Raw genomic sequence first — 14,631 nt, forward strand, 5'->3', positions numbered from 1 at the left:
TGTTATCTAGTTTTGAAGGAATATATATTTAAAATTCCTTTTGACATTCTGGAAAGAATGTGTATAATGATAAAAGTCTGGTAATGATGGCAGAGAGGTCACACCCGTTCCCATACCGAACACGGAAGTTAAGCTCTCTAGCGCCGATGGTAGTTGGGACCTTGTCCCTGTGAGAGTAGGACGTTGCCAGGCTTGTATTATTCCGCAGTAGCTCAGCGGTAGAGCTATCGGCTGTTAACCGATCGGTCGTAGGTTCGATTCCTACCTGCGGAGCCATTATGCTTCCATAGCTCAGCTGGTAGAGTACTTCCATGGTAAGGAAGAGGTCACCGGTTCAAGCCCGGTTGGAAGCTTGGAAAAAGTTTTTAAATTTTTTTGGCCCGTTGGTCAAGTGGTTAAGACACCGCCCTTTCACGGCGGTAACACGGGTTCGAATCCCGTACGGGTCACCACTTTTGGAGGATTAGCTCAGCTGGGAGAGCACCTGCCTTACAAGCAGGGGGTCGGCGGTTCGATCCCGTCATCCTCCACCATATATTTTTAAATGTCGGAGGGGTAGCGAAGTGGCTAAACGCGGCGGACTGTAAATCCGCTCCTTCGGGTTCGGCAGTTCGAATCTGCCCCCCTCCACCATTTTTTTAAAAAATAACCTGAGAAGGTTTATTTTTTTGAAAAGATAACCATACTAGTAAATATTAATGGGCTATAGCCAAGCGGTAAGGCAACGGACTTTGACTCCGTCATGCGCTGGTTCGAATCCAGCTAGCCCAGCCATTTACGAGCCATTAGCTCAGTTGGTAGAGCATCTGACTTTTAATCAGAGGGTCGAAGGTTCGAATCCTTCATGGCTCACCATTTTCGCGGAAGTAGTTCAGTGGTAGAATACAACCTTGCCAAGGTTGGGGTCGCGGGTTCGAATCCCGTCTTCCGCTTAATTACTAAGGGGCCTTAGCTCAGCTGGGAGAGCGCCTGCCTTGCACGCAGGAGGTCAGCGGTTCGATCCCGCTAGGCTCCATCTAAATAGAGAAAGCTTACATCAAATGATGTAAGCTTTTTTTGTGCTTAAATTTTACTGGGAAAGGCAACTTTCGTATTTGTCGTTTAAAATGAAGAAAAGGCGTAAATAAGGAACGGGGGATAATTATGAAAGTTGTCATTGCATCTGATTCATATAAAGAAAGTTTGAAAGCTATGGAGGTATGTGAAGCTATTGAAAGAGGTTTTGCAGCGGTTTTTCCTAAAGCAGAGTACGTTAAAGTGCCGATTGGAGATGGGGGTGAAGGAACAGTCGAATCTCTTGTTGATGCTACAAGGGGGAGAATTATATCACTTAATGTGACAGGGCCACTTGGAGAGAGCATACAGGCTTTTTACGGTATGTCTAAGGATAAGAAGACAGCATTTATTGAAATGGCAGCAGCATCAGGACTACAACACGTTCCGATTGAAAAGAGAAACCCACTTATTACAACGACGAAAGGGACAGGAGAACTTATATTGCATGCGCTAGATCAAGGAGCAAAACATATTATCTTAGGACTTGGAGGAAGTGCTACAAATGATGGTGGGGCAGGTATGCTGTCAGTTTTAGGAGTAAGGTTTATAAATGGGAAAGGTGAAGTAATAGAGCCTTCTGGAGAGACATTACAGTTCATTACTGCTGTTGACCTTTCTAGGATTGATTCACGCTTAGAGAACATAAAGATAGAGGCAGCATGTGATGTGGACAATCCGTTAGTTGGACCGAGGGGAGCATCTTTTGTATTTGGGAGACAAAAGGGTGCGAATGTAGAGATGATGAAAGAGCTAGATGAGAATTTAAAACATTATGCTAATATACTTAAACAGTATGTATCTTTTGATGTATCTGAAATGCCTGGTGCTGGAGCAGCTGGAGGAATGGGAGCAGCTGTCGTTGCAGTGTTAAAGGGAAAACTACGAAAAGGAATTGAAATTGTATTAGATTATACAAATTTTGATAAGCGTATAGAAGGTGCTGATCTTATTGTAACTGGTGAGGGCAGAATAGATGAACAAACGGCTTATGGAAAGGCACCTGTTGGTGTTGCGGGGCGTGCGAAAGGTCTTCATATTCCTGTAATTGCTATTGGTGGATCAGTATCTCCGAATTATACAACTGTTTATGAAAAGGGAATTGATGCAGTATTTAGTACTACAGCAAGTCCAATGACATTAGAAGAGGCATATAAAGTAGCAGAAGAGAATATCGAAATGACAGCGAAAAATATTGCAGCAGTGTGGAAATTAGCGTCAGAAAAACGCTTCTAAATGTAGAAGCGTTATTTTTTATCCTTCCATTTGCGGACAGCTAGTAAAAGCACGATTGGTGAGAGCTAATAATCAGTGAGGGATGGAAAAACGCACTGATTATTAGCTTATTGTATTAGTTGATAGAGAAGCTAGTTGTTTCATTAAGTTAATTTTATGCATAGAATAGTCTTAAAATTTGGATTTCAGCGCAAATATAAGTGCATAAATTGTATATCCATGCAAGAAAATGTCGAGTTGAGTCAGACTATATAAAAGATTTAAAATATTTAGTGAAGGCATAAAAGGGGGATACTATCTATGAAAAAAGAAATCTCAGTTATTGGAGTTCCAATGGATTTAGGACAGATGCGTCGTGGGGTTGATATGGGACCAAGCGCGATCCGTTATGCAGGGGTAGTTGAAAGAATTGAACAAATTGGATATGACGTAAAAGATATGGGAGATATATGTATAGAGAGAGAAAAAGAAGTAGATGAAAATACAAAACTAAGAAACCTTACACAAGTTGCAACTGTATGTAACGAGTTAGCAACTAAGGTTGATCATATTATAGAAGAAGGTCGTTTTCCACTTGTATTAGGTGGTGACCATAGTATTGCTATCGGTACGCTGGCTGGTGTAGCGAAACATTATAAAAATTTAGGTGTTATTTGGTATGATGCGCATGGTGATTTAAATACAGAAGAAACTTCACCATCTGGAAATATTCACGGTATGTCACTTGCTGCAAGTTTAGGCTATGGACATCCTGCACTTGTAAATTTATACGAGGCATACCCGAAGGTGAAAAAAGAGAACGTTGTAATTATCGGTGCACGTGCATTAGATGAAGGAGAAAAAGACTTTATTCGTAATGAAGGTATTAAAGTATTCTCAATGCATGAAATTGATCGTATGGGTATGACAGCTGTTATGGAAGAAACAATTGCGTATTTATCTCATACTGATGGTGTTCATTTATCATTAGATTTAGATGGTCTTGATCCTCATGATGCACCAGGAGTTGGAACGCCTGTAATTGGTGGTCTATCTTATCGTGAAAGCCACTTAGCGATGGAGATGTTAGCAGAGGCTGATATTGTTACATCTGCTGAATTTGTTGAAGTAAATACGATTTTAGATGAGAGAAACAGAACAGCGACAACAGCGGTTGCTTTAATGGGTTCTTTATTCGGTGAAAAACTAAAATAAATGTAAGAAAAGCAACTGAGAAGTTGCTTTTTTTATTTGGAAATAGGCGTATAATAATGACTTATATTATACTGTAGGATAAGAAAGTTTGACATCTTACCAATTTAAGCTGAAGGGGGTCGTTTGTAATTGTTGTTTGTTTCATGTATGGTATAATTAACTAGTTGTTGGAAATACATACAGATAGAGCATAAAATAATATTTCAATATATGGATAGAATTGCTCGTAAGTAGGAGGAAGGGTTAGCATGCCTTTTGAAGATACGACCATTTTGAAATATCTTAGTACGGCATTAGATATTGCTGTTGTATGGTTTATTATATATAAGCTAATTCTTATAATCCGTGGTACGAAAGCTGTGCAACTTTTAAAAGGTATTACAGTTATTATTGTCGTCCGGATGATTAGTATTTTACTTGAATTGCATACGCTATATTGGCTAACGGAACAAGTATTAACGTGGGGATTTTTAGCCGTTATTATTATCTTTCAGCCAGAATTACGAAGAGCACTTGAGCAGCTAGGACGGGGGAGCTTATTTTCGCGTGTGGGAACTCACGAGGAAGATGAACCTGAAATTGTTGCAGCAGCGATTGCGAAAGCAACGGAATATATGGGAAAACGTAGAATTGGTGCATTAATCACTTTGTCAAAAGAGACTGGGATGGGTGATTATGTAGAAACGGGTATTCCGCTGAATGCATATGTGTCATCGGAATTACTCATTAATATTTTTATCCCTAATACTCCTCTTCATGACGGAGCAGTAATTATGCAAGGAAGTACAATTAAAGCAGCAGCATGTTATCTTCCGTTATCAGAAAGTCCGTTTATTTCGAAGGAGTTAGGAACACGACATCGCGCTGCAATGGGAGTTAGTGAAGTCACTGATAGTATTACAGTAGTTGTGTCGGAAGAAACAGGTCAAATTTCTTTAACGAAAAACGGTAAGTTACATCGTGATTTGAAGACAGAACAGCTGAAGGATATGTTGTTAGCAGAATTTAGTGGGAACGAAAAAACGACTTCTTCGTCTTTATGGAATTGGAGGAGAAAGCGTCATGGATAAGTTAATGGAGAATCATTGGTTTTTAAAAGGAATCTCATTACTATTGGCGTGTATGCTTTTTATGTCAGCAACTTTAACTGACAAAAATACGACATCGAGTGTATTACCTTTCGTAAATGAAGGGAAAGAAACATTAACTAATTATGCTATTAACCTTAAGTATGACGAAGAGAAGTATATTGTAAGTGGTATTCCAGCAGAGGGAGTCAAGGTAAAATTAGAAGGTCCCAAAGCAGCGGTTGCTGCGACAAAAAACAAAAGACAATTTGATATACCGGTTGATTTAGAAGGCCGTCCAAAAGGAACTTATGAAGTTTCTTTAAAAGCGAACGGGCTTCCAGATGAAGTGAAAGGGACAGTTCAACCATCAACAATTAAAGTCACTCTTCATGAAAAAGCGAAAAAGTATGTTCATGTAGATTTAAAATTATCCAATGAAGATCAGATGCCAGCAGGTGCTACCGTTGAGAAATCAAGTATTAAGCCTGACACTGTTGAAGTAGTTGGAACAAAAGAAGAAATAGAAAGTATTTCATCTGCTAAGGCATATATAGATTTAAAAGGTGTTAATAAAACCGTTACAAAAACAGCGGAGGTTACATTGTACAATAAAGAAGGAAAACGTTTAAATGTAAAAACGAATCCATCTAAAATAAGTGTAACAGTGAATGTAGCGACACAAGCTACAGCAAATAACGTAGAAAAAACAGTTCCTTTAACATATGCGAAAAAAGGGAATTTACCAGAAGGTTTAGCTGTTACAAATATTAACGTTGAACCAGGAGAAGTAACGATAGCTGGTCCAAAAGACATTTTGGATAATATACAATCTATAGAGGGGGTCGAGGTAGATCTTAGTCAATTGACGGATTCTACAACATTCGATGCCTCTGTTTTATTGCCAAAGGGTGTCACAAGTGCAAAACCAAATCAAGTGAAGGTTTCGGTAGGGGTACAAAAAGTAAAGCAAACGAAAAGTAAAACTATTGATGGTATCCCGATTCAAAAAAATGGAATTCCGAACGATGTTACTACTCAGCTACTTTCGCCGCAGGATGGGAAGGTAAGCGTTGATATTTCAGGAGAAGCAAGTATAGTAGATAAAATAACAGCTGCTCAAATAACAGCGGTGATTAATCTACAAAATGCATCTCCGGGAACAAAAGATATTTCTATTCAAGTAAGCGGTCCTGGTAATATTTCGATCGAGCCAAAACAAAAAAGTGCTAAAGTTACAATTGTGAAGAAAGAAAAGCCAGATAAAGAAGTACAGGGTAATGTTGAACACCCGGATTCAACAAACAATCAGGGAAATCAAACTGAAAAGCCAAAAAATCCTGAACCAGATCCAGAAAAGGATCAGGAAAAAAATAAAGATAAAGACAAAGAAACTGGTCAAGAACCGAGCAAAGAACCAACAGTAGATAATCAAAAAGAGCAAGAAAAAGGAGCGAATCATAATGGGTAAATATTTTGGTACAGATGGAGTACGCGGGGTTGCAAATAAGGAGTTAACACCTGAATTAGCGTTCAAAATTGGACGTTTTGGAGGCTATGTATTGACAAAAGATACAGACCGTCCAAAAGTAATTATCGGCCGTGATACACGTGTATCTGGACATATGTTAGAAGGAGCTTTAGTAGCAGGTCTATTATCAACTGGAGCAGAAGTAATGCGTCTTGGTGTTATTTCTACACCAGGTGTGGCTTATTTAACAAAGGCGTTAGATGCACAAGCAGGTGTTATGATTTCTGCATCTCATAATCCGGTACAAGATAACGGAATTAAGTTCTTCGGTTCAGACGGTTTTAAATTAACGGATGAGCAAGAAGCAGAAATTGAAGTGTTATTAGACAAAGAAGTTGACGAATTACCACGTCCAACAGGTACTAACCTTGGACAAGTGAGTGATTACTTTGAAGGTGGACAAAAATATTTACAATACATTAAACAAACTGTAGAGGAAGATTTCTCTGGTCTACATATCGCTTTAGATTGTGCACATGGTGCTACATCTTCTTTAGCTCCATATTTATTTGCAGATTTAGAAGCCGACATTTCAACAATGGGAACTTCACCGAACGGTATGAATATTAACGAAGGTGTAGGATCTACACATCCAGAAGTATTAGCTGAATTAGTAAAAGAAAAAGGCGCTGACATCGGACTTGCTTTTGATGGTGATGGAGACCGTTTAATCGCAGTAGACGAAAAAGGAAACATCGTTGATGGCGATCAAATTATGTTCATTTGTGCGAAGTACATGAAAGAAACTGGTCAATTGAAACATAATACAGTTGTTTCAACAGTTATGAGTAACTTAGGTTTCTATAAAGCACTTGAAGCAAGTGGTATTACAAGTGATAAAACAGCAGTTGGTGACCGCTACGTAATGGAAGAAATGAAGCGTGGTGGATACAACCTGGGCGGAGAACAATCAGGCCACATTATCTTACTTGATTACATTACAACTGGTGACGGAATGTTAAGTGCACTTCAACTTGTAAACATCATGAAAATGACGAAAAAACCATTATCTGAACTTGCAGGTGAGATGACTAAATTCCCACAATTACTAGTAAACGTTCGTGTAACAGATAAAAAACTAGCATTAGAAAATGAAAAAATTAAAGAAATTATTCGTGTTGTAGAGGAAGAAATGAACGGAGACGGTCGTATTCTTGTTCGTCCATCTGGAACAGAGCCACTTATTCGCGTAATGGCAGAAGCACCAACACAAGAAGTTTGTGACGCTTATGTACACCGCATTGTAGAAGTTGTGAAAGCTGAAGTTGGCGCTGAATAATTTGCTGAATTTGTTTTAAAAGGAGCACAAGAAGTGCTCCTTTTTCATATGTTTTATAGACAATGAAAAAAATTTCATTGACGGTTTATATTGTTTGTTATAAGATGGTCTTGTTCTTTTTCTCAAAGTAAATATTGTAAATTATAAAAGCGCCAGAACTACAAGTAGTGTAGTTGACGAGGTGGAGTTTATCGAGATTTCGGCGGATGACTCCCGGTTGTTCATCACAACCGCAAGCTTTTACTTAAAACATTAAGGTGACTTAGTGGACAAAGGTGAAGGTGTGGTGAGAGAAAAGGAACGGATGAAAACTAGCTGTATAAGTGTATACGGACTTAAACCCAATTGAGAGGAAGGTGAAAGCCGTTACAAGCTTACAGGGCTAGCAATATGTAATCCGTTTTTTTTAATATAAATAAAATGGTATCGGACTATGTCGTTACATGTTCGCAGAGCAGTGTAAGCATTTGTAACGGCGACTAAACATGTGTGGAATCGTAGGATTTATTGGAGAGCAAGATGCAAAGGAAATTTTATTAAAAGGTTTAGAAAAACTAGAATATCGTGGATATGATTCAGCAGGTATTGCAGTACAAGCAGAGAACGGTGTTGTTGTATACAAAGAAAAAGGCCGTATTGCAAAACTTCGTGAAATCGTAGATGAGAACGTAGCAGCAAGTGTGGGAATTGGTCATACACGCTGGGCTACACACGGTGTTCCAAGCAAAGTAAACGCGCATCCGCATCAAAGTACATCAAAACGCTTTACACTAGTTCATAACGGTGTAATTGAAAACTATGAGTTAGTGAAAAAGGAATATTTACAAGATGTAACGTTCGTAAGTGAGACAGATACAGAAGTTATCGTACAGCTTATGGAACAACAAGTAAGCACAGGATTAAGTGTAGAAGACGCGTTCCGTAACACATTGTCTCTTTTACATGGTTCTTACGCAATCGGACTACTTGATGCTGAAAATCCAAACATGATTTATGTTGCTAAAAACAAAAGCCCGCTATTAGTAGGTGTTGGTGACAACTTTAATGTTGTGGCGAGCGACGCTATGGCGATGTTACAAGTTACAGATCAATTTATCGAGTTAATGGATAAAGAAATCGTAATCGTAACAAAAGAAAGCATTACAATTAAAAACTTACAAGGTGAAACGATTGAACGTGCACCTTATACAGCGGAATTAGACGCAAGTGATATTGAAAAAGGAACGTATCCTCATTTCATGCTAAAAGAAATCGATGAGCAACCACTTGTAATCCGTAATATTATTCAAAAGTACCAAGGTGAAAATGGCGAGATTGAACTGGATGCAGATATCCGTAATGCAATTTTAGATAGCGATCGTATTTATATCATTGCATGCGGAACAAGCTATCATGCAGGTCTTGTTGGAAAGCAATTCATTGAGAAGTTTGCGAAAGTACCAGTTGAAGTACACGTAGCAAGTGAATTCTCTTACAACATGCCATTATTAACAGAAAGACCATTCTTCATTTACATCTCACAAAGTGGTGAAACAGCAGATAGCCGTGCAGTACTTGTGCAAACAAATGAAATGGGTCATAAAGCATTAACAATTACAAATGTACCTGGTTCTACGCTTTCTCGTGAAGCTGATTATACACTTCCATTATACGCAGGACCAGAAATCGCAGTTGCATCGACGAAAGCATACACAGCTCAGCTTGCAGTGCTTTCAATCTTAGCGGCTGACATTGCAAAAGCAAAAGGTGAAGTTCTTGAGTTCGATTTAACACATGAATTAGGACTTGTAGCAAACGCAATGGTAGTACTTTGTGATCAAAAAGAAGAAATGGACGCATTAGCAAAACAATTTTTAGCAACAACGCGTAACTGCTTCTTCATCGGACGTAGCGTAGACTTCTTCGTAGGTTTAGAAGGTGCGTTAAAACTAAAAGAAATCTCTTACATCCAAGCAGAAGGCTTTGCTGGAGGAGAATTAAAACACGGTACAATCGCCTTAATCGAAAACGGTACACCAGTTATCGCCCTTGCTACACAAGAGCACGTAAACCTTGGAATTCGCGGTAACGTGAAAGAAGTAGTAGCACGTGGAGCTAACCCATGTATCATCTCAATGAAAGGCTTAGAAATGGAAGGAGACAGCTTCGTATTACCAGCTGTACATGAAGCACTAGCACCGCTAGTAGCAGTTATTCCATTACAACTTATTTCATACTACGCAGCACTTCACCGCGAGTGTGACGTTGATAAGCCACGTAACTTAGCTAAATCTGTTACGGTTGAGTAGGAGATTGGTAGGTTAATAAATATAGTTTTGATTTAAAATAAAGTCGCGACGTTTATTAGAAACACCCCTTTGGATATTTTTATCTAAAGGGGTGTTTTTGTATTGAAAAGAAAAAGAACATCTAAAATTGATAAGTGGATAGAGGAACAGAGTCGCTTTTATTTATCTGAATTTTTCGTTATCATTTAAGTGTAGGCGCATTGATTGACTAAGCGTTACAAGGGGGGCTTATTAATGAAAGTGAAAGAAAAAACATATTTAAGTATAGAAGAGATTATTTCATTACCAACCTTATCAGGTACAAACATAAGTGATGATGGCAAAAACGTAGCATTTGTTAAAAAGACAGCTAATTGGACAGACAATACATATAGGAATCATGTATGGATATATGAAAAAGATAAGGAGCAGAGCTATCCACTAACAACTGGGGATATAGATAGTACACACCCATTATGGTCTCCAGATTCTAAGAACATTGCATACCTTAGCCCAGTTGGTGACGGGGATAATAAAAATCAGATCTTTGTTAAGTCAATAGATGGTTATGATGGGGTTCAAATTACTGATGAGAAAGAAGGGATCAGTACATTCAAATGGGAGCCTACTGGTAAAGGTTTTTATTATGTTGCACAGTCAAAAGAATGCGAGGTGATAAAGAAACGCAAGGAACTATATGGGGATTTCGATCATATAGGTAAGGAATATCAAAATAATTGTTTATACTACATTGAAATAGAAAAAGTGATACAAAATGATAAATATGAACACGAAAATAGCGTTGTTTATCAACTAACTAATGGAAAGGATTTTCATATCCATGAATTTGATATTTCAAATGATGGGAAAAAGGTTGTATTTATGGCTACACCAAGCTCAAATGTGGGAGATTATATAAATGGAGATCTATACATATTAGATATTAAAGCTGGAGAGCTACAACAGCTGAATATAGATAAGTTGTTGGGAGGGAGCGTTTGTTTTTCTCCTGAAGGCAGCAAAATATGTTACTCAGCAAGCATAAGGGAGAAGGATTACTATAATACCCATATACAAGACAGTACATTAGAGATATATGATATTAATAGTGGAGAGCTAATTCAACCTTTAACAGATTTTGATAGCACGGTTATTCCATTACGGTGGACAGCTAAAGGGATTTTAATTAGATGGCAGAACAAAACTAATTATTTTATTGGGTTGCTATCTGAGGATGGCACTGTGGAAATGTTAAGTGAACAAGTAGATAGCTTTATAATGGATGCTTCTATAACAAGGGATGGAAATCATATATCCTATAATAAGGCTATAGCAAATGAGATTTTCGAAATCTATTTAGACGATAAAAAAATAACGAATGAAAACAGTCTTTTCAAAGGTAAGCTTAAAAGTAATAGGGAAATAATCTCATGGAAAAGTAGCGATGGTCTTGAAATAGAGGGTGTTTTATCAACCCCAGTAGAGTTTGACGCAAATGAAAAATATCCCTTATTGGTGGTAATCCATGGTGGTCCAGCTTGGGCATCCTTTCCAATATTTTCAGACTGTTTTAATGAGAAATATCCTATTGAACAGTTTATCGAAAAAGGCTTTATAGTTTTAGAACCAAACTACAGGGGAAGTTCTGGTTATGGTAATGAATTCTTAAAAGCAAACTATAGAAAACAGGGAATTGCTGACTACGAGGATGTTATATCCGGAGTGGATAAACTAGTTGAAGAAGGGATTGTAGATAAAGATAGAGTAGGGGTTATGGGATGGAGCAACGGGGGATATATATCAGCTTTCTGTTCTACATTTAGTAGTAGATTTAAGGCGATTTCAGTTGGAGGCGGAATTACTAACTGGAGCACCCAGTATGTAAATACAGATATACCTTACTTTATTAGAATGTATTTAGGAGATAATCCATGGAATGATTCAGATATATATGCTAAAGCATCACCAATGACATATATTAAATCGGCCTGTACGCCTACCCTAATCCAACATGGTGAAAAGGATGCAAGAATTCCAACTCTAAATGCATATGAGCTATATCAAGGATTAAGGGATATTGAAGTTGATACAGAATTAATTATATTTAAAGGAATGGCGTATAGTTCTGACCAGCCAGGAATTCATGTGGCTATTATGAAGCAGAATTTGATGTGGTTTTCACATTATATTCTTGGAGAAAGTATGAAGGATTTTAGGGCTTTATGATTAATAAATGGATACTTTAGTACAATTGATTTATCTACGGAACAAAAAAAGATATATTAAATAAAATGATCAAACTTTTTTTAACACCTACATTTATTATAGAATTGAAATAAAGGTTAACTACTTTTAAAAAGTTGCAACGTAACACCCTGGTGGATATGATTATCTAACAGGGTGTTTTTATATTGAAAAGGAAAAGAACATTTGGAATTACAAGAACGATTAAGGAACTGCTGAGTGACAATAAGCCGTTTCGTTAAGGGGCCGAATTGTTGAAAAATGGATTTAATAAAATATACAATTTATCCCGCTATTTGTGGATAGTAAGACTCCCACTGATTAAAGTTTCACATTATTATTAAATATATATTTAAACCATTATAAGTAAAAGCAATAAGGAGAATAATAACATGACAGAGAATAAAAAAGAGTTATCAATAGAACAGCGTGAAGAATTACTCGGAGCATTGAAAGCTCGTTTTGAGAAAAATATGAACCGTCATGAAGGTATTGAATGGGCTAAAGTCCAAACAAAAATAGATGCTAATACTGAAAAACTGTGGTCTCTCAATGAAATGGAGATAACTGGCGGCGAGCCGGATGTTGTTAGTTATGATAAAGGGAAGGACGAGTATACTTTCTATGATTGTTCAGCGGAAAGTCCTAAAGGTCGCAGAAGCCTTTGTTATGATCTTGAAGCGCTAGAGTCAAGAAAAAAACATAAACCAGAAAATAACGCTATTGATATGGCAACTGCCATGGGCATTGAACTATTAACCGAAGAACAATATCGAGATTTGCAAAAGCTTGGAAAATTCGACATGAAATCATCGAGTTGGGTACAAACACCTTCTGATATTAGAGAACTCGGCGGTGCCATTTTTTGCGATTATCGCTTCGGGCACGTTTTCGTGTATCACAATGGAGCAGAATCTTATTATGCTGCCAGAGGTTTTCGTGGTTCGCTAAGGGTTTAAGTTTGGCGTAAATAAATAAGAAAAGAGCCTGCATTCAGGCTCTTTTCTTATTTATATTTTAAAGATGAACTGTTACTATGCAGTTTTACTAAATTTATATGTTTCGTGGTTGTTTTTACGGAAAAGTTTTGGAAAAACATAACCGTCTAATCCAATACGCCCAGCATTATGTCCTGCCACTAAAATGAACATAGTTAAAATAAGCATGTTTGGGTTTACACTAACAGTTCCGCTTAATAAGAATGAAAGATTCATTATGATTCCAAAAAACGCAGCAGTTTTTGTTAAGCCACCTAAAATTAAACCTAAACCTACTAAAATTTCTCCCCATTGCACTAAAAAGCTAAATAAGTCTGCATGCGGAAGAACAAAGTTTTGAAGGAAATCTGCCCACCAACCTTGTACTGCAGGGTGGCTACCTGATGCTTGAGCGATAGCGCCTTTTAGAAATCCACTTGCATCAAAAGATTGTCCTAAAAGTTTACCTATGCCAGCAGTAATCCATGCATATCCTATGTACAGTCGTAAAAATAATAATATGAAAGTAGCACGTTTATCAGTTCTTAAAAAATTGATAACCATTGAAATCCCTCCAGTATTCTATTTACATATTTATTATATATCTATTGTGAAAAAATTCACAATAGAGGAGATGTGAACGAAGATAGGTTGAGAGTAATTGTTTTATTTTTTGTAACATTTCATCTATTTTGGTAGACTAATAAGAGAGATATATCAAAGGGGGCAAAGACTCGATATGTGTACGAACTTGTAATGATGAGCAATTGGATAGATTATTTTTTCTCTCATACATGAGGGTTTATTTAGCTATCTGTAATTCATTCAAGGACTGCATATTTGGCGTGGTCATTCCTTCAGTAAGGATAGATGCCTATTATGTATTTATCTTTTTTTGTGGGGAAATATTTATATCTCTCATATAAAATGTGCGTCCTTTAACTTGGAGGAGTATATTATGAATCAATTAAAAAATAAGGTAGCAGTTGTTACAGGCGTAAGTCGTCTGGATGGTATCGGAGCAGCGATTTGTAAAGAATTAGCTGAAGCAGGATACGATATATTTTTTACGTATTGGACGAAGTATGATAAAGAGATGCCTTGGGGCGTTGATCAAAATGAACAAATACAATTAAAAGAAGAGTTAATACAAAATGGTGTTAAAGTATCGAGTGTGGAGTTAGATTTGACTAGGGATACTGCACCAGAACAGCTTATAAATAAAGTTGCTGAACAAATGGGGTACCCTCATATATTAATTAATAACGCGGCGTACTCTACAAATAATGATTTTTCTAATTTGACTGCAGAAGAGTTAGATAAGCATTACATGGTAAATATTCGTGCGACTACACTGTTAAGTAGTAAGTTTGCACGTGGATTTAAGAATAAATCTGGCGGTAGAATCGTTAATATTACTTCGGGACAGTTTAAAGGACCTATGGCTGGAGAGCTAGCCTATGCAACAACGAAGGGAGCTATTGATGCTCTCACTAGTACTTTGTCAGCAGAGGTAGCCCATTTAGGTATAACTGTTAATGCAATTAATCCAGGTCCAACTGATACGGGATGGATGACAGAAGAGATAAAAAGAGGATTAAAACCGATGTTTCCTTTCGGTAGAATAGGTGAACCGAAAGATGCAGCGAGGCTTATTAAGTTTTTAGTGAGCGAAGAAGCAGAGTGGATTACAGGGCAAGTTATTCATTCAGAAGGTGGATTTAAAAGATAAGTTTTTAACCCCTTTAGATAGATCTAAAGGGGTATTTTATAAAGTGAAACT

10 protein-coding genes, 9 tRNA genes, 1 rRNA gene and 1 pseudogene are annotated in these 14,631 nt (G+C 37.4%); 20 read left to right on the forward strand and 1 reads right to left on the reverse strand.

The window, feature by feature from the left end; all coding sequences use genetic code 11:
- The first annotated feature begins 76 nt into the window (after positions 1-76).
- From rrf to VK90_RS19765, 19 genes and pseudogenes are all read left to right on the forward strand, one after another.
- Positions 77-192, forward strand: a 5S ribosomal RNA gene (gene rrf / locus VK90_RS19680).
- 9 nt (positions 193-201) lie between these two features.
- Positions 202-276: transfer RNA gene (locus VK90_RS19685), tRNA-Asn, on the forward strand.
- Between the two features lie 4 nt (positions 277-280).
- A tRNA-Thr gene (locus VK90_RS19690) sits at positions 281-353 on the forward strand.
- A 24-nt stretch (positions 354-377) separates the two neighbouring features.
- A tRNA-Glu gene (locus VK90_RS19695) sits at positions 378-452 on the forward strand.
- 5 nt (positions 453-457) lie between these two features.
- Positions 458-533: transfer RNA gene (locus VK90_RS19700), tRNA-Val, on the forward strand.
- Positions 534-549: 16 nt separating this feature from the next.
- Positions 550-633, forward strand: a tRNA-Tyr gene (locus VK90_RS19705).
- Positions 634-699: 66 nt separating this feature from the next.
- Positions 700-774, forward strand: a tRNA-Gln gene (locus VK90_RS19710).
- 5 nt (positions 775-779) lie between these two features.
- Positions 780-855 (forward strand) — tRNA-Lys (locus tag VK90_RS19715).
- A gap of 5 nt (positions 856-860) precedes the next feature.
- Positions 861-932, forward strand: a tRNA-Gly gene (locus tag VK90_RS19720).
- Between the two features lie 10 nt (positions 933-942).
- Positions 943-1,015, forward strand: a tRNA-Ala gene (locus VK90_RS19725).
- Between the two features lie 128 nt (positions 1,016-1,143).
- Positions 1,144-2,289, forward strand: coding sequence for a glycerate kinase (locus tag VK90_RS19730; protein ID WP_048374610.1), 1,146 nt, complete (start codon positions 1,144-1,146; stop codon positions 2,287-2,289).
- A 300-nt stretch (positions 2,290-2,589) separates the two neighbouring features.
- Entirely contained in the window at positions 2,590-3,483 is an 894-nt protein-coding gene (rocF, locus tag VK90_RS19735; RefSeq protein ID WP_002175417.1) for an arginase, read from the forward strand.
- Between the two features lie 248 nt (positions 3,484-3,731).
- Positions 3,732-4,553, forward strand: a complete 822-nt coding sequence (gene cdaA, locus VK90_RS19740) for a diadenylate cyclase CdaA (RefSeq protein ID WP_048374612.1) — start codon at positions 3,732-3,734, stop codon at positions 4,551-4,553.
- Entirely contained in the window at positions 4,546-6,021 is a 1,476-nt protein-coding gene (locus VK90_RS19745; protein ID WP_048374618.1) for a CdaR family protein, read from the forward strand. The genes cdaA and VK90_RS19745 overlap by 8 nt, the downstream gene beginning before the upstream one ends.
- The gene (glmM, locus tag VK90_RS19750; RefSeq protein WP_048374620.1) at positions 6,014-7,360 is read left to right on the forward strand and encodes a phosphoglucosamine mutase; all 1,347 of its coding nucleotides are present in this window, start codon (positions 6,014-6,016) and stop codon (positions 7,358-7,360) included. The genes VK90_RS19745 and glmM overlap by 8 nt, the downstream gene beginning before the upstream one ends.
- Positions 7,361-7,646: 286 nt before the next feature.
- Positions 7,647-7,833, forward strand: a pseudogene (locus tag VK90_RS31445) (hypothetical protein).
- Between the two features lie 12 nt (positions 7,834-7,845).
- A complete protein-coding gene (glmS, locus tag VK90_RS19755; RefSeq protein WP_002175412.1) occupies positions 7,846-9,648 on the forward strand; it encodes a glutamine--fructose-6-phosphate transaminase (isomerizing) in 1,803 nt (600 codons plus the stop codon).
- A 234-nt stretch (positions 9,649-9,882) separates the two neighbouring features.
- A complete protein-coding gene (locus tag VK90_RS19760) occupies positions 9,883-11,853 on the forward strand; it encodes a S9 family peptidase (protein ID WP_048374622.1) in 1,971 nt (656 codons plus the stop codon).
- Between the two features lie 410 nt (positions 11,854-12,263).
- Complete coding sequence (locus tag VK90_RS19765) at positions 12,264-12,830, forward strand: DUF4256 domain-containing protein (protein WP_053081439.1); 567 nt, start codon at positions 12,264-12,266, stop codon at positions 12,828-12,830.
- 75 nt (positions 12,831-12,905) lie between these two features.
- Here VK90_RS19765 and VK90_RS19770 read toward each other — a convergent pair whose 3' ends face one another.
- The gene (locus tag VK90_RS19770) at positions 12,906-13,412 is read right to left on the reverse strand and encodes a DoxX family membrane protein (RefSeq protein WP_048374626.1); all 507 of its coding nucleotides are present in this window, start codon (positions 13,410-13,412) and stop codon (positions 12,906-12,908) included.
- 394 nt (positions 13,413-13,806) lie between these two features.
- Between VK90_RS19770 and VK90_RS19775 the strand changes: the two genes are divergently transcribed.
- Positions 13,807-14,580, forward strand: coding sequence for an SDR family oxidoreductase (locus tag VK90_RS19775; protein WP_082147988.1), 774 nt, complete (start codon positions 13,807-13,809; stop codon positions 14,578-14,580).
- Positions 14,581-14,631 lie beyond the last annotated feature (51 nt).

The sequence above is a fragment of the Bacillus sp. LK2 genome (assembly GCF_001043575.1).
Classification (GTDB): domain Bacteria; phylum Bacillota; class Bacilli; order Bacillales; family Bacillaceae_G; genus Bacillus_A; species Bacillus_A paramycoides.